At 63.7% G+C, this 22,959-nt stretch carries 17 protein-coding genes; 10 read left to right on the top strand and 7 right to left on the bottom strand.

Features of this window, described 5'->3' with window-relative positions; all coding sequences use genetic code 11:
* Nucleotides 1–81: 81 nt before the first annotated feature.
* From AC1DYC_RS17910 to AC1DYC_RS17900, 3 genes are read left to right on the top strand one after another with little or no spacing between them, the layout of a single operon-like run.
* Nucleotides 82–1,254: a glycosyltransferase gene (locus tag AC1DYC_RS17910; protein WP_477408616.1), complete on the top strand. Its 1,173-nt coding sequence runs from the start codon at nt 82–84 to the stop codon at nt 1,252–1,254.
* A complete protein-coding gene (locus AC1DYC_RS17905) occupies nt 1,251–2,045 on the top strand; it encodes a WecB/TagA/CpsF family glycosyltransferase (RefSeq protein ID WP_477408614.1) in 795 nt (264 codons plus the stop codon). Before AC1DYC_RS17910 ends, AC1DYC_RS17905 begins: the two co-directional genes overlap by 4 nt.
* Entirely contained in the window at nt 2,042–2,965 is a 924-nt protein-coding gene (locus AC1DYC_RS17900) for a DUF6492 family protein (protein WP_477408612.1), read from the top strand. Before AC1DYC_RS17905 ends, AC1DYC_RS17900 begins: the two co-directional genes overlap by 4 nt.
* Here AC1DYC_RS17900 and AC1DYC_RS17895 read toward each other — a convergent pair.
* Nucleotides 2,962–4,257, bottom strand: a complete 1,296-nt coding sequence (locus tag AC1DYC_RS17895; RefSeq protein ID WP_477409000.1) for a lipopolysaccharide biosynthesis protein — start codon at nt 4,255–4,257, stop codon at nt 2,962–2,964. The two genes, AC1DYC_RS17900 and AC1DYC_RS17895, sit on opposite strands and share 4 nt — an antisense overlap.
* A 197-nt stretch (nt 4,258–4,454) precedes the next feature.
* Between AC1DYC_RS17895 and AC1DYC_RS17890 the strand changes: the two genes are divergently transcribed.
* From AC1DYC_RS17890 to AC1DYC_RS17875, 4 genes are all read left to right on the top strand, one after another.
* Entirely contained in the window at nt 4,455–6,803 is a 2,349-nt protein-coding gene (locus AC1DYC_RS17890) for a GumC family protein (protein WP_477408610.1), read from the top strand.
* 328 nt (nt 6,804–7,131) lie between these two features.
* Nucleotides 7,132–8,031 carry a bifunctional methylenetetrahydrofolate dehydrogenase/methenyltetrahydrofolate cyclohydrolase FolD gene (folD, locus tag AC1DYC_RS17885; protein ID WP_477408608.1) on the top strand — a complete coding sequence of 300 codons (900 nt, stop codon included), beginning with the start codon at nt 7,132–7,134 and terminating at the stop codon, nt 8,029–8,031.
* 53 nt (nt 8,032–8,084) lie between these two features.
* On the top strand, nt 8,085–9,047 hold the full coding sequence (locus tag AC1DYC_RS17880) for a GlxA family transcriptional regulator (protein ID WP_112561945.1): 963 nt from the start codon (nt 8,085–8,087) through the stop codon (nt 9,045–9,047).
* Between the two features lie 149 nt (nt 9,048–9,196).
* Nucleotides 9,197–10,861 carry a vWA domain-containing protein gene (locus AC1DYC_RS17875; RefSeq protein WP_477306656.1) on the top strand — a complete coding sequence of 555 codons (1,665 nt, stop codon included), beginning with the start codon at nt 9,197–9,199 and terminating at the stop codon, nt 10,859–10,861.
* Nucleotides 10,862–10,930: 69 nt separating this feature from the next.
* Here AC1DYC_RS17875 and edd read toward each other — a convergent pair whose 3' ends face one another.
* The 3 genes from edd to zwf all read right to left on the bottom strand — a co-directional run bounded on the left by edd (nt 10,931) and on the right by zwf (nt 14,986).
* Entirely contained in the window at nt 10,931–12,754 is a 1,824-nt protein-coding gene (gene edd, locus AC1DYC_RS17870; protein WP_477408606.1) for a phosphogluconate dehydratase, read from the bottom strand.
* 64 nt (nt 12,755–12,818) lie between these two features.
* Nucleotides 12,819–13,535, bottom strand: a complete 717-nt coding sequence (pgl, locus tag AC1DYC_RS17865) for a 6-phosphogluconolactonase (RefSeq protein WP_477306652.1) — start codon at nt 13,533–13,535, stop codon at nt 12,819–12,821.
* A complete protein-coding gene (zwf, locus tag AC1DYC_RS17860; RefSeq protein ID WP_477408604.1) occupies nt 13,517–14,986 on the bottom strand; it encodes a glucose-6-phosphate dehydrogenase in 1,470 nt (489 codons plus the stop codon). Before zwf ends, pgl begins: the two co-directional genes overlap by 19 nt.
* Nucleotides 14,987–15,243: 257 nt before the next feature.
* Between zwf and AC1DYC_RS17855 the strand changes: the two genes are divergently transcribed.
* The 3 genes from AC1DYC_RS17855 to AC1DYC_RS17845 all read left to right on the top strand — a co-directional run bounded on the left by AC1DYC_RS17855 (nt 15,244) and on the right by AC1DYC_RS17845 (nt 18,845).
* Nucleotides 15,244–15,990 (top strand): SDR family oxidoreductase, encoded by a 747-nt coding sequence (locus AC1DYC_RS17855; RefSeq protein ID WP_477408998.1) that lies wholly within the window; start codon nt 15,244–15,246, stop codon nt 15,988–15,990.
* Between the two features lie 178 nt (nt 15,991–16,168).
* Entirely contained in the window at nt 16,169–17,464 is a 1,296-nt protein-coding gene (locus tag AC1DYC_RS17850; protein ID WP_477408602.1) for a Mur ligase family protein, read from the top strand.
* 85 nt (nt 17,465–17,549) lie between these two features.
* Nucleotides 17,550–18,845, top strand: a complete 1,296-nt coding sequence (locus AC1DYC_RS17845; RefSeq protein WP_477408600.1) for a Mur ligase family protein — start codon at nt 17,550–17,552, stop codon at nt 18,843–18,845.
* 33 nt (nt 18,846–18,878) lie between these two features.
* Here the strand turns inward: AC1DYC_RS17845 and AC1DYC_RS17840 are convergent, their stop codons facing one another.
* The 3 genes from AC1DYC_RS17840 to AC1DYC_RS17830 all read right to left on the bottom strand — a co-directional run bounded on the left by AC1DYC_RS17840 (nt 18,879) and on the right by AC1DYC_RS17830 (nt 22,833).
* Nucleotides 18,879–19,742 (bottom strand): SH3 domain-containing protein, encoded by an 864-nt coding sequence (locus tag AC1DYC_RS17840; RefSeq protein ID WP_477408598.1) that lies wholly within the window; start codon nt 19,740–19,742, stop codon nt 18,879–18,881.
* Between the two features lie 247 nt (nt 19,743–19,989).
* Nucleotides 19,990–21,276, bottom strand: a complete 1,287-nt coding sequence (locus AC1DYC_RS17835) for an NAD(P)/FAD-dependent oxidoreductase (protein WP_477408596.1) — start codon at nt 21,274–21,276, stop codon at nt 19,990–19,992.
* A 120-nt stretch (nt 21,277–21,396) separates the two neighbouring features.
* Nucleotides 21,397–22,833, bottom strand: coding sequence for a glutamine synthetase family protein (locus AC1DYC_RS17830; RefSeq protein WP_477408594.1), 1,437 nt, complete (start codon nt 22,831–22,833; stop codon nt 21,397–21,399).
* Nucleotides 22,834–22,959: the final 126 nt, after the last annotated feature.

Raw genomic sequence — 22,959 nt, 5'->3', positions numbered from 1 at the left:
CGCGCCTTGCAACCGTTGCGTTGTGTGACTTAATCAAGGGTTCACCCAGCTTTGCTAGTGGCTCGTGCCTGGATAGGTGAGATGCATCTGTTGTTCGCCACATCGATCGTGCCCGACGGCGCACTCGCCTCGGGCTATGAGATCGCCAATGCTGCGATCATCGCCGCCTTGCGGCGCGCGGGCGTGCGCGTGACCGTCATCGGCTTCATCTGGCCGGGCAAGGCGCCCAGCGACCCCGAAAACACCATCGTGCTGGGCGCTGTCGACGTGCGCACGGAAAGCGCGTCAGTGCGGCAGAAGCTCGCCTGGCTCGGCAAGGCGATGCTCTCGGGGCTCACCTTCGCTTCCGTCAAGCTGCGCGCGGTTTCCGACAGTGACGTCAGTGCTGCGATTGCGCGCGCCGGTCCCTTCGACGGCTATGTCCTGAATTCCGTGCAGTTTGCCGGCGCCTTCGAAAAACTGTTTGCCGACCGCCCGTCTATTTTCGTCGCCCACAATGTCGAACATGCTTCGGCCAGGGAGAATGCGGCGGCTGCAAACAGTCGCTTCCAGCGCCTGCTGTTTGCCCGCGAGCAGAGGCTGCTCAAGATCATGGAGGAGCGGCTCTGCCGCCAGGCTCGCTTCGTCTTCACGCTGGCCGAGGAAGACCGCGCCGCACTCGGTGTTGCCTCCGACGACCGTTCGGCAGTGCTGCCGCTGGTGACCACGGCCACGGCGTCGAAGCCGGTAAAGCCGCGCATCATCGATTGCGACGCGGCGCTGATCGGCACATGGACCTGGCAGCCGAACCGCATCGGCCTCGACTGGTTCCTGGAAAAGGTCGTGCCGCATCTTCGCCGGGATTTTCGCATCAGGATCGCCGGCAACATGCCGTCCGACGTCACCTCTTCGCATCCCGGTGTCGAATTCGTCGGCCGCGTGCCCGACGCGCAGGCTTTCGTGCGCGGCGCCGCCGTCATTCCGCTGATCAGCACCGCCGGCAGCGGCGTGCAGCTCAAGACCATCGAAACCTTCGAGCTTGGCCTGCCATCGGTCGCCACCAGCCGCTCGCTGCGCGGCATCGACCATCGCCCGTCCAATTGCGTGGTGTCGGACGATCCGGCTGCCTTCGCCGGCGCGCTGGAAGCGGCGGCGGCCGATGTCAGGGATGTCGACGGCAGCGCATTCCACCGCAGTCAAATGAACGCGCTCGATGCCGCCATCAGGCTCGGCCTGGAAAGGCTCGGATCGGTCGGCCAGGAGGTGTTTGCATGAACATGCACACCGCCCGCGCCGCCTTGGGGCTCGATACACTGAAGACGATCCTCGGCATTTCGGTCGTCGCCATCCGCTGGGATGACGCGATCGCGCTGCTAGCCCGGCTGATTGCCGAGCGGCGCTTTACCAAGGTCAGTTTTCTCAACGCTCACAATGCCAACATCGCCTATACCGATCCGGTCTTTGCCGAAGCGCTCGACGATTTCCTCATCCTGCCAGATGGCGTCGGCGTCGATCTGGCCTCAAAGCTGCTCTATGGCGCGCCATTCCCGGACAATCTCAACGGCACGGATTTCATTCCGGCCTTTCTGCAGGCATCGGCAAGGCCGCTGACCGTCGGGTTGCTTGGCGCCACCCGCGCCAACGCCGAGGCAGCATCGATCAAGCTGGCTGCGCTGGCCGTACAGCACAAATTCGTCGTCATCCATGACGGCTATTTCTCGCCCGCCGAAGAGCAGGCGATCGTCGACCGCATCGAGGCTTTGCGGCCTGACGTGCTGCTTGTCGCCATGGGCGTGCCGCGCCAGGAATTGTGGATCGCCCGTCATATCGATGCGCGCCACTGCACGCTGCCGATCGCCGTCGGCGCGCTGCTCGATTTCCTTTCCGGCTCCGTGCCGCGGGCGCCGCTTTGGATGCGCCAGCTGAGGCTGGAATGGCTGTTCCGGCTGTGCATCGAGCCGGGCCGGCTGTGGCGTCGCTACGTCGTCGGCAATCCGGTGTTTCTGTGGCGTGCCGTCAGGCAGAAATTCTCGCATCGACCCAGGCCTGCCGGAGAGCCGCGGTGAACAGCCGCTTCGTGCCGAGCCCTGCCGTGGACACGGGTGTCCTGCCGCAGACGCCGACAGCGGCGGTGGTGACCGCCAGCTATGCGCCCGACTTCGAGCGTTGCCGTCTGCTGTGCGAAACCCTCGACCGCCATGTCTCCGGTGTCGCGCATCACTACATACTGGTTGAGCATCGCGACGTGGCGCTGTTTCGCCAATTGGAAAACAGCCGCCGCACGGTCGTTGACGAACGCGACCTGCTGCCGCGCTGGCTGCGCGTGTTCGACGATCCGATGAGCCTGTTTCGCCGCCGCATCTGGCTAAGCTTCAAGACCCAGCCGCTGCGCGGCTGGCATGTGCAGCAGCTGCGTCGCATCGCCATCGCTGCGCATGCTGGGGAAGATGTTCTGGTCTTCTGCGATTCCGACGTCGCGTTCGTCAAGCCGTTCGATCTCAGCGCCTTCTGGCGCGACGGCAAAGTGCGGCTGTTCCGGCGCGACGGCGTGCTGTCGAGCGAGGGTCATGATGAGCATCGCATCTGGTCGCGCAATGCGGCTGCAGCGCTTGGCATAAATCCGTCCGACGTTTCGACGCACGACTACATTTCAACGCTGATCGCCTGGCGCCGGCAGACGGTGGTGGCGATGTGCGCCAAGATCGAGAAGATCCATGGCCGGGGCTGGGTCGAGGTCATCGGCTCGGCGCGCCGGTTCTCCGAATGCATGATCTACGGCCGCTATGTCGACGATGTGCTGAAAGGCGCGGGCCATTTCCACGGCGCGGAAGAATTCTGCCGCGTGCACTGGACCGGCGAGGCGCTGTCGGATGACCAGTTCCGCAGCTTCGTCGCCGCCATGGTTCCGGGGCAGGTGGCGATCGGCATGCAGTCCTTCATCGGCACCGATATCGGCCGCATCCGCCGTCTGATCGGGCTGGACTAGATAGCCTTCGCCGGCTTGCGCATCGCCGAGTAGGTCAGCAGCGCCGAGGCGAGATAGAGCAGCAGGAAAACGACATTGAGCGACAGCACCAGATTGGGCGTGTCGGCAATCGTGGTCAGCACATAGGTCAACAGCACCGCCTTCAGCCCGGCCAGCAGGCCGAGATTAAGTGCGCGGATCGCGGTCTGCCCACGCGCGAACAAAAGCTCGGCCTGGTATTCGACCAGGTTGCGCAGTCCCGGCACGCCGATCGCCAATGCCACCAGCGGTGCGGCCTCGGCGACATTCCGACCGAGCGCATTGGGGAAGAAATGCAGCACGATGCCGAGCGCCGCCAGCGCCAATGTCGACACCAGGAACACGCCGGCTTCGATGCCGCTCTTGACCCGCAGTCGCGACAACAGTTCCGGCGCCCGCATCATGCGCTGCACCAGCATCATCGAGAAAGTGCGGATCGGGATTGCGGTCAGGTCGACCAGCCGCATGATGATGGCATAGATGCCGGCCAGATGCGGCCCGCCGATTGCCAGCACAAGCAGCTTGTCGAATTCCGACTGCAGGTAGAACAGCACTTCGGCGCCGGCGACATAGATCGAATCGGCCAGTCGCCGCAGATAGAGCTCAGTGCGCAGCCTGAGCCGCTGGCGCGGATAGTAGAAACCGAAGGCGAGCAGCAGCGAGGCGGCGTTGGCGCCGATATAGAACAACGACCACACCCAGACGCTGTGTTGCCCCGACAGCATGAACAGCACCGCGCCGAGCGCGCGGAACGCCGTGGTCACGATCGACAGCACGGCGGCGCGGCCGAATTTGCCAAGCCCGTTGTTGACGATCAGCACCACCTCGACCGGCCGCCACAAAAGCGCTTCGGCAAAGACGATTGCGGCAAAGACGGCCAGGGGCACGGTGCTGGCGAAGAAGATCAGGTAGACACACCAGGAGGCCGCCGCCAGCAACGGCAAGGACACCGCGCCAAGCAGCAGGAAGCCGGCGGTGAAGGTGCCGATCAGGTTGGGACGGATGGTGGCGGTACGGTAGAGCGCCGAGATGAAGCCGAAGGCGAGGATCCGCGACAGCATGACGCCGGCCGCCGAGGCGGTGGCGAACATGCCGAACTCGGCGATCGACAGCGTATTGGCGAGTGCGATGAAATACGCGAGCGAGAACACCAGCCGCCCGCCGGCGCCACTGATCGCCGAGAGATAGTCGCGGACCAGCCCCCGTCGCTCGGCCACGAAGGTACCGATCCGGGCGAGTGTCCGCCTTTGCGGTGTGTCGCTGGCCTGCATCATGTCGAGGAAGGCATAGGCCGGAAAGTTTAACGTGCGGTTCTGACCACCGTTTTGCGCACTCGACAATGTGCGGCAGAAGCGAGAAACTTCGGCTTCGGGTCAATGAAATTAACTTTTTGTTTCCCATGCCTGTTTAGCGTGGCTTAACGATTGGCCGACCGCCGCTCCCAAGCCGCCAAGGGTAAAGTTTCAAGACAATGGTCGAAAGGGAAAACCGTGAAGACTGGAGGCGCGAGCGCTCCCTCCTGGCGCTCGGCAGGGCTGTGCGCGGCGACGAGGCGGCGGATGCATCGCCGGTTTCGATCGGCGACCGGGCCGATCCGTCATGGCGCGAAGACGCCGCAACGCGTCACCGGATCGCCCGCTCGCAGCGCGAGGCGCAGTCGAACGCCTCACGCGAAGCGGCGCCCGAGCCGCCGCGAGCCGACCGCGGACCCGTTTCGGGCGAACCGTGGTCGTCTGCAGACGATGCCGTTCGCTACCAGCAGGCCACGCCATCTGAGGCGTCTGGTTTCAGACCGCGTGACGAGGCGGCCCGTTTCGAAGCCTATCGCTCGCAATCCGCTTACGAGCCCCGCTATGCCGACGAGCAGCGGCGAGACCGCGACGATAACGACGATCAGCAATGGAAGCCGCTGATCGACCCGCTGCAGGTCGTCCGCGGCGTCACCCGGTCCAAGCTGCTGATTGTCTCGACGACGATACTTGGAACGGTGCTCGGCGTCGCCGTCGCAGTTTCGACGCCGAAGAAATACGAAGCCACCACCCAGGTGGTCATCGAACCAGGCGACCTGAAGCTTTCCGACAATGATCTCACCCAGCCCGTCGGCCAGCCCGACGCGGCGCTGGCTGTTGTCGAAACCCGCATCAAGATGGTGACGTCCGGCAAGGTCCTCGACAAGGTCGTCGCCGATCTCAATCTCGTCGCCGATCCGGAGTTCAACGGACAGGGTTCCGGCGGCCTCGGCGTCATGTCGCTGATCCGCTCGATCCTGTCGCGCCAGGATGGACCTGGCGGTGCCGGTGAAGCGCGCCGTCAGGCGCTGGCGGTTGGCAATCTGGCCAAGAGCCTGTCGGTGGAGCGCAGCGGCAAGAGCTTTGTCGTTTCCATCGGCGCCACCACCCAAAGTGCCGACAAGTCGGCGGAGATCGCCAACACGACGAGGGACGTTTTCCAGCAAGAGGCGGCCCAATACCAGTTCGGGATGGCCGGACGCGCGACGGACCAACTGACGGCCAAGCTCGATGACCTGCGCAAGGATGTCGAGACGGCCGAGCGCAAGGTCGAGGATTTCAGGGCCACGCATGATCTCGTTGACGCGCAGGGCCACCTGATCAGCGACGACCAGATGCTGAAGCTCAACGAGCAGCTCTCCGTCACCCGGGCTCGCACTCTGGAACTCAATGCCCGCGCCGCGTCGGCGCGTTCGCTGGACGTCAATTCGGTTATCAACGGCACCTTGCCGGAAGAAATCAATTCCAACACGATGAGCGAACTGCGCGCGCAATATGCAGCTTTGAAGCAGGAGGCCGACCGCGCCGCCGTGCGTCTGGGGCCGCGCCATCCCGAATACCAGGCGCTCAACGCCCAGCTCGACGGCTCACGCGAGCGGATCGCCGGGGAACTGCGCCGCATTGCCTCGTCGCTGCAGGTCGACTTGAAGCGCTCGGTTCAGCTCGAGCAGGATCTCGCTTCCCGCCTGGCCCAGGCAAAGGTCCAGAGCGGCGACGTCAACAGCGATCTGGTCAGCCTGCGCGAACTGGAGCGTGATGCTACCGCCAAACGCTCCGTCTACGAACAGTATCTTCTGCGCGCCAAGGAGACCGGCGAACAGCAAAACATCAACACCACCAACATCAACGTGCTGACCAAAGCGCAACCGCCACTCGAACCTAACGGGCCGTCGCGGGCTGTGATCGCGCTTGCCGGCCTGCTGCTTGGCCTTGCTTCCGGCATCGGTCTAGGTGCGATGCGCGGCGCCTTCGCAAGCTTGCGCGACGCCACCGGCTCGCGTTCGCGCGACAGAATGGACGAGCGACGGCCACCCGTCGAAGACAAGGCCTACCGCGCGCCGCTGCCTGTGGCTCCACCTGCAGCGCCGCCGGTGTTGCCGGTCGAGGCCGCTCCCACCGCCCGCGGCCCAGGTCTGTTCGGTGGACTGTTCTCGGCTGTGCGCAAAGCCATGCCCAGCGGCGATACGTTGGGGGACCGCCCCGTCGAGACGCACCGCGTCCAACCAGCCGCCGAACACGCAAGACCAGTGCAGGAGCCCGTGGGATATCGCCAGCCGGACTTCCGGCACGAGGCTCCGCACCCCTACGAGCAGCAGCCCGGTTACGCGCAATCCGGCCGACCGGCTGACTACGCCTATTCGCAGGCCCAGCCGACGCGCGCAGTGTCCGAGCAGTGGTCTTCTCCGCAGCCGGCCGAGGCGGCGCCGGACGATCAGCAGGCGCAAATCGACGATATCCGCGCCGGCCTGCGCGAATTTCGCGAAGCGGTCCGCGAGCTGACCGAAAACCGTTCGCGCCGCCGCTATTTCTGAGCAATTCCAGGAAAAGTGTGAAGCGGTTTTCCGTCCGGAATTGCGTCAAAACAAGAACTAGAGCGGTTCAGCCTTTCCTCGAAAGGATGAGCCGCTCTGAGCCCGCCGGCACGGAATAAAAGCTGCCGGTTTCGAGTTAGCGGCATCTGACGGCGCTTTGACGGGATTGCCCAAGCGAAATTTCGTGAAAATGCCGCGCAGCATGGCGCTCAAAAAGCGTTGCCGTCGGGCTGACCCGAACGCGCGGAACGTTTGGAACAACGACATGCACGAAACAACGTTCAAGGCGCGCGCCGCGCCCTGGCTGGGATGATGTTGAGGATGGTTCATGGCCGAAGTGATTGACGGAAAGAGCGTCGCCGGAGACGTGGTTCAGAAGGTCAAGGCCTTGACCGCGGATCTGGTCGCCAAGGGCAAGGCCAAGCCTGGCCTGGCTGTGGTCATCGTCGGCGAGGATCCGGCAAGCCAGGTCTATGTCGCCTCCAAGTCGCGCACCGCCAAGGAATGCGGTTTTCATTCGCTCCAGCACACGCTGCCGGCCGACACGTCCGAAGAGGCACTGCTGAAGATCATCGGCGAGCTCAACGCCGATCCGGCCGTCAACGGCATCCTGGTGCAACTGCCGCTTCCCGCCCATATCGATGCCGGCAAGATCATCCAGGCCATCGCGCCGCAAAAGGATGTCGACGGCTTCCACTTCATCAATGTCGGCAAGCTCGGCACCGGCGAACTCGAAACCGCCTTCGTGCCCTGCACGCCGGCCGGCTCCATGCTTCTGATCGAACGCGTGCGCGGCAAGGATCTCTCAGGCCTCAATGCCGTGGTCGTCGGCCGCTCCAACATCGTCGGCAAGCCGATGGCCAATCTGCTGCTTGCCGCCAATTGCACCGTCACCATCGCCCATAGCCGCACCAAGGACTTGCCGGCGCTGGCCCGTACCGCCGACATATTGGTGGCTGCCGTCGGCCGACCCGAAATGGTCAAAGGCGATTGGGTCAAGCCGGGCGCCACCGTCATCGATGTCGGGATCAACCGCATTCCGGCGCCCGAGAAGGGCGAAGGCAAGACCCGCCTCGTCGGCGACGTCGCCTATGCCGAGGCGGCGAAGGCCGCCGGCGCCATCACCCCGGTACCCGGCGGTGTCGGACCGATGACCATTGCCATGCTGATGGCCAATACGTTAGCCTCAGCCTACCTTGCGGCCGGCTTAAAGCGGCCCTCCTTCTGACCCAGAAAGCAGCTTCTTTGCCGAACCCCACTATTTCCTCTGAACGGCCGGTCATGGATGATCCCGTTCAAGGCGGCCGGCAATTCGCGTTCCTGCTGGTCGACAAGTTTTCGATGTTTTCGCTGGCCGCGGCGATCGACACTTTCCGCTCGGCCAACCGCTTGCTCGGCCGCGATTTCTACGGCTGGACCACAGTCTCGGCCGACGGCGATCCGGTCATGGCTTCCAACGGCCTGCCGCTCAAGATCGACTATGCCGTGGCCGACCTGCCGCCGGTCGACATCCTGTTCGTGTCGGTGGGCCTGTCGATCGAGTTCCCCGGCAAGAGCAAGGTGCTGGCGGCGCTGCGCAGCTGGGGCCGGCGCGGTAACGCGCTCGGCGCGCTGTCGGTCGGTTCTTATCTCCTGGCCGAAGCCGGCCAGCTCGAAGGCTATCGTTGCACCATCCATTGGGAGAACCGCGCCGGATTCGTCGAGCGCTTTCCCGACATCAACTGCACCGGCAACGTCTTCGAGATCGACCGCAAGCGCTACACCTGCGCCGGCGGCACCACCTCGATCGACCTGATGCTGGAAATCGTGCGCGGCGATTTCGGCTCGAACCTCGCCAATGGCGTCGCCAACCAGTTCCAGCATGAGCGCATCCGCTCCGCCGGCGACCGCCAGCGCGTCGGGCCCGAACGCGACCTGACCGGCAAGTCGGAGAAGCTGAGGCGCATCGTCGAACTGATGGCCGACCATCTCGACGAGCCTTTGTCGGCGGTGCAACTCGCCAAGTCGGCAGGCCTGTCGGTGCGCCAGGTCGAGCGCCTGTTCCTGCGCCATCTAAGCGTCACACCCGGTCGCTACTACATGCGGCTCAGGCTCGAGCGGGCGCGCGAATTGCTGCGTCAGACCAACATGCCGATCCTCGACGTGGCCATCGCCACCGGCTTCACCTCGCACTCCTATTTCGCGCAGAGCTACCGGCTGCAGTTCGGTCGCCCGCCCTCGGAGGAGCGGCGCACCACCTACTGATGGGGTGCTGAGCCAGCCCTCGGGACAGGCCTTGGCCGCCGCCGGTCCTGTTACATTGCAACCGTTCGTGAGCCGCTCCGGGCTTGTGTCCGAACGCGCTGTCAAATAGCTTCCGGCGCGGACCAGAGGGCGGCCTCAAGGAGATTCCAATGGCGGGACTTTTGCGGAGCGTCGCTGCGGCGCTGCTCCTTTTGTCGATGACGTCGCTCGGCTTTGCGGCCAACAAAGTCATCATCATTCTTGATGCTTCAGGTTCGATGTGGGCCCAGATCGACGGCAAGCCAAAGCTCGAAATCGCCCGTGAATCGCTCAGGACCGTGCTGCAGTCGGTCCCGGCCGACGACGAGATCGGCTTCATGGCCTATGGCCATCGCGAGAAGGGCAGCTGCGAGGACATCGAGCTGATCGTGCCGCCGCAGGCGGGCTCTGCCAGTGCCATCTCGGCTGCTGCCGACAGCCTGAAATTCCTCGGCAAGACGCCGCTGACCGCTGCCGTCAAGCAGGCAGCCGAGGCCTTGAAATACACCGAGGACAAGGCGACCGTCGTTCTCATCACCGACGGGCTTGAAACCTGCGGCGGCGATCCTTGCGCGCTGGGCAAGGAGCTGGAAGCCTCGGGCGTCGACTTCACCGCCGACGTCGTCGGTTTCGGCCTGACCGCCGACGAGGGCAAGCAGATCGCCTGCCTTGCCGACAACACCGGCGGCAAATACATCCAGGCTTCGGACGAGAAGGCGCTGCAGGAAGCGCTGGTTGAAACCGTCGCCGCCCCGGCCCCGGCACCCGAGCCTGAACCCGCTCCGGCTCCTGCCCCGGCCCCCGAACCGGCCAAGCCCGAGTTCAATTTCATCCCCAGCGTGGTCATGGCCGAAGGCGGCGATCCGATCACCGACGGCAATGCCTGGGAGGTCTACAAGGCCAAGTCCGACGGCACGCGCGGCGAGTCCGTCACCACCCAGTACAACAGCTACGAGGCCAATCTAGAACCGGGCGACTATCTCGTCGTCGCGCGCGCCGACGAGGCTCAGGTGGAACAGAAGGTCAAGATCGAGGCCGGCCAGGTCTACAAGCCGCTCTTCACCTTGAACGCCGGCACCATGCTCATCCATCCGAAGGCGTACCAGGGCGCTGATATCAGCGACGAAGCCCATGTCGACTTCGCCTTCCCGGGCGGTAGCACCACTCACTATGGTGATACCAAGATCATCGTGCCGGCGGGTGAGCAGAAGGTGAAGGTCGAGATCGGCAGCGGCTCGGTAAGCGAGACCATCCAGCTCGCCGCCGGCCAGACGGTCGAAAAGGACATCGTCGTCGGCGTCGGCCACGCCGTCGTCAACGCCTACTACACTGCGGGCGGCGACAAGGCCGACTCCTCAGGCATCAGCATCCAGATCGTCAAGGCCAAGAAAAAGATCGACGGCTCGCGCGAAGACGTCGCCCATAGCTATGGTCCTGACAGCAAGTTCTGGCTGCCGCCGGATGACTATGTCGCGGTTACCGCGCTCGACCTCGCGACCGTCGAGCAGCCTTTCAGCATCAAGGCCGGCGACAGTCAGGACGTCAAGGTGACCCTCGATGCCGGCGTGCTGGCGATGTCGGCGCCTGGTGCCTATTCGATCGAGGTGCTGTCGCCGAAGAAGGACATCCAGGGCAACCGCAAGGCGCTTGGCCTGAGCTATGGCGACACCTGGCAGCAGACCATTCCGGCCGGCGACTATGTTGTCGTCCGCCACATGTCCGGTGAAGGCCAGGACAAGGAAATGCCGGTGACGGTCAAGGCCGGCGAACGGAGCGAGGTTACGGTCCAGCCGTAATTGACGTTTCATCCTAAACGACAAAGGGCGGCCTTGAGCCGCCCTTTTTATGTCGTGTGGAATGATGGTTCAGGCCGTGCCGAAGGCGCTGGCGCCATGGTCGGCGCGGCCGACCAGCTGGCGGAAGCCGGCGAACAGCTCACGGCCGAAGCCGAACTCGTTGCCGATGAGATCGATGTCCGCCGTGCGGCGCAGCGCAAGCTCAGGCCCCGGCACCAGCACTTCCAGCGTGCCGGCGTCGGCGTCGAGGCGGATGATGTCGCCGTCATGGATGCGGGCGATCGGCCCTTCCTCGACCGCTTCCGGCGTCACATGGATCGCCGCAGGCACCTTGCCGGACGCGCCCGACATGCGCCCGTCGGTGACCAGCGCGACGCGCTGGCCGCGATCCTGCAGGATGCCGAGCACGGTGGTCAGCTTGTGCAATTCCGGCATGCCGTTGGCCTTCGGCCCCTGGAAGCGGATGACGGCGATGAAGTCGCCGGTGAGCGTGCCGGCCTTGAAGGCTTCGTTGAGGCCTTGCTGGCTGTCGAACACTTTTGCCGGCGCCTCGATGACGCGGCGTTCCGGCTTCACAGCCGACGTCTTGATGACGGCGTGGCCGAGATTACCGGCGAGCACTTTCAGGCCGCCGGTCGGCTGGAAGGCCTTCTTGAAAGGCGCCAGCACCTTCTCGTCACCGCTCTCAAGCGGCGAGGCCTCGCGCACCACGCTGCCGTCTTCGCCGAGCCTGGCCTCGACCGCATAGGGCCGCAGACCCTCTCCCCACACCGTCTGCACATCCTCATGCAGGATGCCTTCGTCGAGCAGTTCGCGGATCAGGAAGCCAAGCCCGCCGGCGGCGTGGAAATGGTTCACGTCGGCAAGCCCGTTCGGATAGACGCGGGCGAGAAGCGGCACGGCTTCCGACAGGTCGGAAATGTCCTGCCAGGTCAGCGTGATGCCGGCCGCCGCCGCCATGGCGATCAGGTGGATGGTGTGGTTGGTCGAGCCGCCTGTGGCGTGCAGGCCGACCACGCCGTTGACGAAAGAGCGTTCGTCGATCATGCGCCCGACTGGTGTGTAGGCGTTGCCCAGCGCGGTGATCGCCAGCGCCCGCTTCGTTGCCTCACGCGTCAGCGCGTCGCGCAGCGGCGTGCCCGGATTGACGAAGGAGGCGCCCGGCGTGTGCAGGCCCATGATCTCCATCAGCATCTGGTTGGAATTGGCGGTGCCATAGAAAGTGCAGGTGCCCGGCCCGTGATAGGATTTGGACTCGGCCTCGAGCAGTTCGGCCCGACCGGCCTTGCCCTCGGCGTAGAGCTGGCGAACCTTCGCCTTCTCGTCATTGGGCAGGCCCGTCGTCATCGGCCCGGCCGGGATGAACACCGCAGGCAGATGGCCGAAGGTGAGGGCCGCGATCACCAGCCCCGGCACGATCTTGTCGCAGACGCCGAGATAGACGGCGGCGTCGAACATGTTGTGCGACAGGCCGACCGCGGCCGCCATGGCAATGATGTCGCGTGAAAACAGCGACAGCTCCATGCCGGGCTGTCCCTGGGTGACGCCGTCACACATGGCCGGCACGCCGCCTGCAACTTGCGCGATGCCGCCAACTTCGCGCGCGGCATCCTTGATCAGTGCCGGAAACGTCTCGAACGGCTGATGCGCCGACAGCATGTCGTTGTAGGAGGTAATGATGCCGAGGTTCGGCACCTTGTCGGCGCCGAGAGCCAGCTTTTCCGACGGGCTGCAGACGGCAAAGCCATGCGCGAGGTTGCCGCAGGACAGCACCGAACGGTTGGCGGTGCGGTTGGAGGCCTCGGCGATGCGGCCGAGATAGCGCTCGCGCCCGGCTTTCGAGCGCTGGCGGATGCGTTCCGTGATGGCTTCGATGTCGCGTCTGGCTGTCATGGTCGGTCCTTTCGAGCCCCGGAAGAACGTCCTCCACCGTCTGCCGGGACTGTGGCAGTTGAAATCAGGGCGCCCAGAACACCTCTACGGGCTTTGGCGAGGCGTCGATCACGGCGCGGATAGGCTTGTGCTTTCCCGGTCCCATCGCATTCTCGAAGGCGGTAAGCTTGTCCTCGCCTTCGATATGCAGTGCGATGAAGCCGGCGGCGATGATGCGCGCCATCGATAGGGTCAGCCGTGGCTCGCCGCCGCTCGGTGCATGCACCGGCAGCACGATCCTCTGCGAGGCGGGATCGAGCAAGGCGGGGAGATTGTCGGCATCGGGAAAGAACGACGCGGTGTGGCCGTCGCCGCCCATGCCGAGGACGACGACGTCGAGCGGCCAAGGCAATGCCTTGAGTGCCGTGTCGTCGGACGCTGCGGCAGTCTCGATGCTTGCGGCCTCGTGATACATCGGTACGAAATGCGCGGCGGCCGCCGCGTTCTGCAGCAAGTTGGCGGCAACCAGCCCGGCATTCGAGCGTGGCGAGGAGGCCGGCACGAACCGTTCGTCGACCAGCGTCACCGTCACCTTGTTCCAGGCGATCGGAATGGTCGAAAGCGCTGCAAAGAACTTCGCTGGCGTGGTGCCGCCGGAGACGGCAAGCAGGCCGCCGCCGCGCTCGTCGATGGCCTTGGTCAGCCGCGCCGCGACATTGCCGGCAAGGGCTGCCGCCAGGTCCTGGCGCCCGGCAAAGCCGTTCCAGTTATAGGAGGGCTCGCTCAATTGCTCTCGTGCCATGTCCGCCCGTCGCGTTCGATCAGCGCTATCGAGGCCGAAGGGCCCCACGTGCCGGCCGTATAGCCTTGCGCCTCCTGCCTGGCGCTTTCCCAGGCGTTCTGGATCGGATCGATCCACTTCCATGCCGCCTCGACTTCGTCGCGGCGCATGAACAGCGTCTGGTTGCCGCGCACGACATCCATGATCAGCCGTTCGTAGGCATCGGGCGCGCGACCGTCGAACGACGTTGCGAAGCTCATGTCGAGTGGGATCTGGCGCAGCCGCATGCCGCCCGGACCCGGATCCTTGATCATGATGAATTGCTTTACGCCTTCGTCGGGCTGCAGCCGGATGACCAGCTGGTTGGCGAAGATCGGTCCCGCGCTCTCATCGAAGATCGAGAAGGGGATCGGCTTGAACTCGATGACGATTTCCGAAACCCGGCTTGCCAGCCTTTTGCCGGTCCTGAGATAGAACGGCACGCCGGCCCAGCGCCAGTTGCCGATCTCCGCCTTGATGGCGACGAAGGTCTCGGTATTGCTGTCCTTGCCAAGCTCCTCGACATAACCCTTCACCGCGCCCCCGGCCGACGCGCCGGCACGGTACTGACCACGCACCGTGTGCTTGGGCGCCTCGTTGCCGTTGATGCGCTTCAGCGCGCGCAGCACCTTGAGCTTCTCGTCGCGCACGGCATCCGCGTCCATCGACGACGGCGTTTCCATGGCGACCAGGCACAGAAGCTGCAGCATGTGGTTCTGCACCATGTCGCGCAGCGCGCCAGCCTTGTCGTAATAGGTGACGCGGTCTTCGAGACCGACGGTTTCGGCAACCGTGATCTGCACATGGTCGATATGCGCCGAATTCCACAGCGGCTGGTAGAGCGCGTTGGCAAAGCGCAGCGCCATCAGGTTCTGCACCGTCTCCTTGCCGAGATAGTGGTCGATGCGGAAGATCTGGCTTTCGTCGAAATCGTCACCGACGGCATCGTTAAGCGCGCGCGCCGAGGCAAGGTCGCGGCCGATCGGCTTTTCCAGCACGATGCGCGAATTCGGCGTGATCAGCTTGTGCTGCTTGAGCTGGTGCGAAATATCGCCGAACAGCGCCGGCGCCACCGCCAGGTAGAAGGCGCGGATGCGGTCGCTGTCGCCGATCGCCTTTTTCAGCTTGTCGAACCCGGCGCCGGTCGTAGCGTCGGCCGGGATGTAGGACAACCGGGCAAGGAAGGTCTTCAGCTCCTTGGCGTCGATATCGGCCGGCTTGACATGATCGGAAATCGCCTGGCTGGCGAAAGCCTGGAATTCGGCGTCGGTCATCTTCGAGCGCGACGTGCCGATGATGCGGGTAGGCTCGGAAAACTGATGGTCGCGCTGGCGATGGTAGAGCGACGGCAGGAGCTTGCGTTCCGACAGGTCGCCGGTGCCGCCGAAGATGATGAAGTCGAAAGGATCGACGGGGATGATCTGGCTGGTCATGGTCTGTCCGCTTTGACGCCGCTCGCTGTGACGCGGCTGATATAATCTAATCGATTTAAATTATCCAGTGCCATGGTGTCACATCAAGGACCAATCACTCCATATTGATCCGGTCCAAATGTGCCTTGACACTGGCTGCCACCCGGAGGCTTGTCACTATCAGAGGGTCCCGGGGAGCTTTCGCGCCTGCAACATAGAGCGGGAATGTGACGAAAGCTAAGGGCAAAATGCGGTTGCGGAGTGATCTTGGAATGAGCATGCGTCTGGAAAACAAGGTCGCCGTCATCACCGGTGCTGCGGCGGGCTTCGGCGAAGGCATGGCCAGGCGCTTTGCCGAAGAGGGTGCCAAGGTCGTCGTCGCCGACCTCAACGCCAAGGGCGCGGAGCGTGTCGCCGCCGAGATCGGCGAGGCCGCGATCTGGACGCAAACCGACGTTTCGCAGCGCTCCGAATTCGACGAGATGGTCTACGCCGCCAAAAGCGCCTTCGGCCGCATCGACATCATGGTCAACAATGCCGGCTATACCCATCGCAATGGCGACATGCTCGACGTCGACGAGGCGACCTTCGATCTGATCACATCCGTCAACATGAAGGCGATCTACCATGCCGCACTTGCCGTGGTGCCGATCATGGAGCGGCAGGGCGGCGGCGTCATCCTGACCACGGCTTCGACCGCGGGTCTGCGGCCGCGGCCGGGCCTCACCTGGTACAATGCGTCGAAGGGCTGGGCGATCACCGCCACCAAGTCGATGGCGGTCGAACTCGCGCCGAAGAACATCCGCGTCAACTGCATGTGCCCGGTCGCCGGCGAAACCGCCATGCTGGAGAAATTCATGGGCGCCGATACGCCCGAAATCCGCGAGAAGTTCCGTGCCTCGATCCCGCTCGGCAGGCTGTCGACGCCGCTCGATATCGCCAACGCCGCGCTCTGGCTCGCTTCCGACGAAGCCGCCTTCATCACCGGCGTGGCGCTGGAGGTCGACGGCGGACGCTGCATCTGAGCAATTCGGCAAGTACCTCTCTGTTCGCATGCGCGGCGGACAGAGCAACGTTGGGAAGAGTTCGTATCGGTTCGCCGGCCGGCCAAGGAACGAACAGTTGACGTCGTCGCGCCGGACCCCAGTTTGACTTCACGATCCACCGAAAGGCATAACGGATCGGCGATTGGTGTCGACGGGAATGAAGATCAAGCAGCCGAAGTCACGCAACGATCTGGGCTGGCGGCTGCGGCTCTACCTGGCCAGACGTGCGCGGGCGAGAAGCAAGGCGACGTTCATCGGCATTACCGGAAGTTCCGGCAAGACGACGGCGGGGAGCCTGCTTGGACATATCCTGGCAGGCCACGGTTCGGTCCATACACAGGTTTTGGCCAACACGATGAAGCTGTTGGTCTCGACGCTATCCAGGCGAATGGGAAAGGGCGGCAAAGCCGACTACGTCGTCTTCGAGGCTGGCGCGTCCGGTCCGGACACAATCAGGCCGATGGCCGAGTTGCTTCGCCCTGACGTGGCTGTTGTCACGATGGTTCGGCTGGAGCATCGCGCCAGTTTCAAGACCCTGGAAAACGTTGCGCATGAAAAGAGCGCACTGGTCGCTGCGCTGGAGCCGGGCGGCTTCGCGATGCTCAATGCCGATGACGCGCATGTGCTGGGCATGGCCTCGGTGAGCGATTGCCGCGCCGTCACATTCGGCACATCGGAGCAGGCGGATTATCGCGTCAGCGATATCGAGGCCGCCTATCCCAAGCCGTTGCGATTCTCCCTCCATTGGCGCGGCGGTGTGCTTGACATCGAGACGCCGTTTCCCGGCGCGCATTTCTGGCTGCCGACGGTCGCGGCCGCGGCAACCGCTCTGGAGCTGGGAGTGCCTCCGCAAACCGTAAAAGACAGGACTGCGACGTTTCAGCCCTTGGCGAACCGCGGTCAGGTGCTCGCCCCCGCCGACGGCCCCCACTTCATCGTGGATGCCGCAAAGGCGCCATGGCATTCGCTGCCCCTTGCCTTCGACATGGTAGCCAGATCGACGTTCGCACGAAAACGCATCGTTCTTGGCCAGCTATCCGATTTTGCCGGCTCGAACAGAAAATATGCCGACGCCTACAGGAGCGCGTGCGAGATCGCAGACCAGGTGATCTATGCCGGCGATCGCGCTCATCGCTCCAAGGCGAACCAGTCCGACCGCGATAGCGGGCGTTTCGTCGAACTGCGCACGGCAAAGGAAGTGTCGGACTACGTCGCCCAAACCGCGCAGCCGGACGAACTGATCCTGATCAAGAGCTCATCCAGCCTTCACCTCGAACGTGTCGCGCTGGCCTGGACCCACAACGTCCAGTGCTGGGTTCCGGTATGCGGCAAAACCGAAGGATGTGAGCAATGCGGCCTCTATGAAGTGCCGTTTGAGCAGCACCGCGAATTTGTGGCGCAGAGAAAATCGAAGCGCCGCAAGCTCAGACTGCTGCGGCTTCTCGGTCGCTAAAGTTTTGGCCCAGGCCCGCCAGCACCCCGTTTGACTCGGCAAATTGGCACGACGCATATAAGGCTGTGCTAAAAACCGGTGGGTTGTGAAACTGGAATTCCGAAAAATTCGCAAGGACCTCGGGTGGGCGCTGCGACGGCTGCAGGCGCGCTGGGTGCGAGCGCGTAGCAAGGCGACATTCATCGGCATTACCGGCAGCTCCGGCAAATCCACATCCACCAGCCTGCTTGCACATTTACTGGGCGCCCAAGGCAAGGTGCATCTCCAGGCCCAGGCCAACACGATGCCTGCGCTCATTCGAACGCTTTACAAGCGCCTGAGGAAGGCTGGCAAAGTCGATTACGTCGTTTTCGAAGCCGGCGCTTCCGACTTCGGCTCGATCGGTGCCATGGCGCAAATGCTGAAGCCAAGCGTGGCGGTGGTTACGATGGTCAGGCTGGAGCACTTCGGCAAATTCAGGACTCTGGACGCTGTGGCGGCAGAGAAGCGGGCGCTGGTCGAGGCAAGCCAACCCGATGGACTTGCGGTTCTCAATTGCGATGACCCACTGGTGCTCGGTATGGCGTCTGGCGCGAAATGCCGGATTGTGACCTTTGGCCAATGCGAGAAGTCAGACTACCGCGTGAGTGACGTCTATGCCGCGTACCCGGAATTGCTGCGGTTCACCCTTCATTGGCGCGGTGGCAGCCTGACTATTCAGGCGCCTTTTCCCGGCGAGCAATTCTGGCTGCCGACTGCAGCTGCTGCGGCCACCGCCTTGGAACTTGGCGTCCCGCCGGAGACAGTTGCGGCGCGAACGGCATCGTTTGAACCGTTACCCAACCGCTCCATGGTGCAATCGGTACAAGCAGGTCCGCAATTCCTGGTCGATACGGCCAAAGCGCCCTGGCACTCGCTCAACATCGCCCTCGAGATGATTGCAAAGGCCAAGGCCACTCGGAAGCGCGTTGTGCTTGGGCAGATATCCGACTACGCCGGCTCGTCGAGAAAGTACGGCACTGCCTACAAGATCGCGCGCGAAATCGCCGATCAGGTCATCTACACGGGCGACAATGCGCATCGCTCGCGCGCCAGCCAGGCCGACCGCGACGGCGGCCGTTTCGTTGAGCTTCGCAGCGCCAAGGAGGTTTCGGATCATATCAAACAGACGGCAGTCCCAGGAGAACTGATTCTGCTGAAAAGTTCGTCCAACCTTCATCTGGAAAGGATCGCGCTCGCCTGGACGCACGATGTGAAATGTTGGGTCCCGGTATGCGGCAAGCCATCAAGCTGCCAAACGTGCGGCCTCTATGAGGTGCCGTTCGAGGAACACCGGGACTTCGTAGCGAAGCGCAGACTTGCTCGCAGAAGACACCGTTTCAGGTGGCTGCTCGGCGGCTGACCAGAAACTGGCAGCCTCGACGACGTCGTTATCTCAAGCTCCGGTCTTGATGTAGCTCTTGTAAATCCAGCCGCGCTTGCCGTTGTAGACGATCTGGCACCATTTCTTGCAGCTCATCACCTGCACTGACGCCTTGGCGGGCACGGTACCCATGGCGGCGGCATTCTTCTTCGGTCCGGTGCGCATTGTCACCGTCCTGAGAATACGTCCGGTGCCGGCGGCAGCGGCCACCGTCTGTGGCTTGGTCTTGGCCTCGTCCGTTGCGGCGGAAGATTGCGCGTCCGGCAGTTGCGGCTTTGGCGTCGGGATGGCGGCGGTTTCGGCGCCGTCGGTGTGACCGTCCTTCGCAGCGGGGTCTGGTGCGGCAACCTTGGACAGTTGCGTGGTGGCATCGCTCTGCGCCGACGGTTCCTCATAAGCCGCAGCATCTGACGGTTTGGCTGCTGCCTGCTCGGTCGTGGCCTGATCGGACGGCGTGGCTGCGGGGTCGGTGTTCGATTGCGGTGCTGTCCAGCGCGGATCGTTGGCCGCCAGCGCCGGTATCGCGGCCGCCCCGGCCGCCACCGTCGTTGAAACCGCGTCGCCCTTGCGCGCGGCTGGCGACGCCGCTGCCACGGCAACTGTCGTTGCGGGCGTGACCGGGGCGATCTTGGTCGTCTTGACCGGAATGGTCGGAACGTTCTGCTGTGTGCTGGCGCTCGCCTGCCGGTCGTTGGCCGGCAACGCCAGCCAAAGCGCGATACCCGCCACGCCAAGCAGCGCAGCGGTGCCGACCGCGGCGATCACCAGATGCGAATTCGTGCGCACCCCCTGCCAGAAGGAGGGCCGCATGTCATAACCGAACTGCATGGCAAAGCGCCGTCGTTCCGGCGCACCGAAACTGAAGGGCTCGTTCACGTTTGCCACCTCCAACATGCGGCCGATGTTCTTTCGATCAGCGCCGGAAGGCCGGCATTCGATCGGCATCGGTCCCAAAAACAAGCGGGCAGGCCCGCAAAAGTCCCCGTTCAATCACCCAGAACCGGCACCTTTTACCCGCGATTGTGGCATCAGTGCGCCCCAACCGTGGATTCTGCACCCTTGTTAAGGATTCTGCAATGTGTCGCTCAAGCAACGAATATTACAGACGGAATCGCTTGTTGCTCTAGATTCGATCCCGCAGCGCAAACCAGTTGAGCGCCAGGAACAGCAGCGGCGTGCGAAAGCGTCGGCCGCCGGGGAAGGCCGGGATGTTCAAATCCTCGATCAGCTTGAGCCGATCGCGGTTGCCGGCGACGGTTTCGGCATAGAGTTTGCCGAAGAAGTTCGACAGCATGACGCCGTGGCCGGAATAGCCGCCGGCCGAGATCACATTGGGCATTACCTCGCGCACGAACGGTTTTCTGGGCACGGTGATGCCGACATAGCCACCCCAGCCATGGGTGATCTCGACATCCCGGAGGTCCGGATAGAGTTCCGCGATCTGCCGGCGGATATGGATGTGGATGTCCTTCGGATCGTTGACGCCATAGACCTCGCGACCGCCGAACAGCAGCCTTCCATCCCTGGATTTGCGGAAATAGCGCACGACGAAACGCGAATCGTCGACCGCCTCGCCGCCCGGCAGCACCTTCGAATCGACGCCCAACGGCACCGTCGCGCCGATGAAGGAGCCGATCGGCATGATGTGCGCGGCACTCACCGGCTCGAGCGTGCCGCCATAGGCGTTGACGCCGATCAGGCATTTCTGCGCCGTGATGGTGCCTCTCGGCGTCGTAACCTTCACCGTGCCACCGCTGGACGTGATTCCGGTCGACGGCGTCTGTTCGAACAGATGGGCACCCGCCGCTGCCGCCACCTTTGCCGTGCCGATCACCAGCTTCATCGGGTGGATGTGCCCGGTGCCGGTGTCGCGGGTACCGCCGAAGTAGCGTGTGGAGCCCAGCCGCTCGGCCGTTTCCCTGGCATCCATGAAGGCGATGTGCGGATAGTTGAAGCGGCTCGCCATGATCTCGGCATGCGCCTTGTAGTCGTCGACATAGCGCTGCTTGTGCGCCACCGACAATTGACCGGGCATGTAGTCGATGTCGATCTGGTTGACGGCGGCGAATTCGAGCAGGTGCGCCTTGGCTTCCTCGGCAAGATCGAACAGCGCCTTGGCGCGGGAGAAGCCGTATTCGGCCTCCATCTCCTCGGCCCAGGCGCGCTGGCCGGTGCCGAGCTGGCCGCCATTGCGCCCGGAGGCGCCGTCGCCGAAGCGATACGCTTCGATCAAAACGACATTGGTGCCCGCCTTGGCCAGGTGGGCCGCGGCCGACAGACCGGTAAAGCCGCCCCCGACGATGACGACATCGCAGGTACGGTCGCCGTCCAGGGCCGGATATTCGGGCCGTGACCCAGCTGTATCCTCATACCAGGAGCGGCCGGGAGAAATCGGAGATTGATAGGGCATGGGAACGCCACGAATCCAATGAATGGTGAATAGTGAATGGCTGCGAGTCGAGTCGTCTGCGCTCATCCATCCAATATGAAACTACTCACCATTCACGGTTCACCATTCGCGCGTCGCCGCTCACACGTTCAGCAGCAGATACTCCCGCTCCCACGGGCTGATCACTTCCATGAAGGTTTCGAACTCCGCCCGCTTGATCGCTGCATAGGTGGCGGCGAAGGACTTACCCAGGAGCGCGCAGAGTTCCTCGTCGCCTTCGAACAGGTCGACAGCCTCAAGCAAGCCGCGTGGCAGGTCGATCTCGTCTGCGTTGGCGGTGGTCAGCACCGGTGGCTCGGCCTTGACCTTGTTGGTCATGCCGATCAACCCGCAGGCAAGCGACGCCGCCAGCGCCAGATAGGGGTTGGCGTCGGAAGACGGGATGCGGTTTTCGACACGCCGCGCCGCCGGGTCCGAGCGCGGCACGCGGAACGCCGTGGTGCGGTTGTCATAGCCCCATTTGTTGTTGACCGGCGCCGAGGCCGACTGCGTCAGCCGGCGGTAGGAATTGACGTAGGGCGCGAACATCACCAGCGCGTTCGGCACATGCTTCTGCATGCCGCCGATGAAGTGGAAGAAGGCGTCGGTTTCCGAGCCATCCTCGGCCGAAAAAATATTCTGGCCGGTCTTCTTGTCGATGATCGACTGGTGGATGTGCATGGCGGAGCCCGGCTGACCCTGGATGGGCTTGGCCATGAACGTGGCGTAGATCTCGTGCTTCAGCGCTGCCTCGCGGATGGTGCGCTTGAACATGAACACCTGGTCGGCAAGCTCGATCGGATCGCCGTGGCGCAGATTGATCTCGAGCTGGCCGGCGCCCTCCTCATGGATCAGCGTGTCGATCTCCAGGCCCTGGCTTTCCGAGAAATGGTAGATGTCGTCGATCAGTTCGTCGAACTCGTTGACGCCGGCGATCGAATAGCCGGCGCCGCCGCCGATGGCCCGCCCCGAACGCCCGACCGGGGGCGTCAGCGGATAGTCCGGATCGGGGTTCTTGCGCACCAGGTAGAATTCGATCTCGGGCGCAACCACAGGCTTCAGCCCACGCTTGTCATAGGCGGCCAGCACGCGTTTCAGCACGTTGCGCGGCGTGAACTCCACCGAGCGGCCGTCCTGGTGGACGAGATCGCAGATGACGGCGGCCGTCGGGTCTTCTTCCCAAGGAACCACGGTCAGGGTCGACAGATCCGGCATCAGCTTAAGGTCGCCATCGTCTTCCGGATAGTGGAAACCGTTGCCATCCTCTGGATAGCCGCCCGAAATTGTCGTCATGAACACCGCCGAAGGCAGTGCGAGCGAGGTGTTGGAAGTGAATTTCTTCGACGGCATCATCTTGCCGCGCGCGACGCCCGCCTGGTCGGGCGTGATGCATTCTATGTCTTCGATGCCGCGCCATTCCAGCCAGGCGCTGACTTCCTTCCAGTTCTTGACGCCGCGTTGATTTTTCACGAAGGCAGGCGTGCGGGCGCGTCCTCCGCGGCTCGACGGACGGACTTCCTTTTTTGCAGGCGGCATCATTCACCAGTTTGGGTTGCGGATTTCGCAGTATAGCCGGGGCGGGTGATGGAAGGGAAGGGGAGCCCACCTGAGTTCGCCTTCCTGGTTGAAAATCGCTCCGTGCAGATTAGGGTCGGCCTCCCGCAG

The organism is Mesorhizobium sp. P2_E7 (assembly GCF_056403855.1).
Note: the sequence above shows the minus strand (reverse complement) of the source record. Positions and strands in the feature narration are given on the sequence as shown.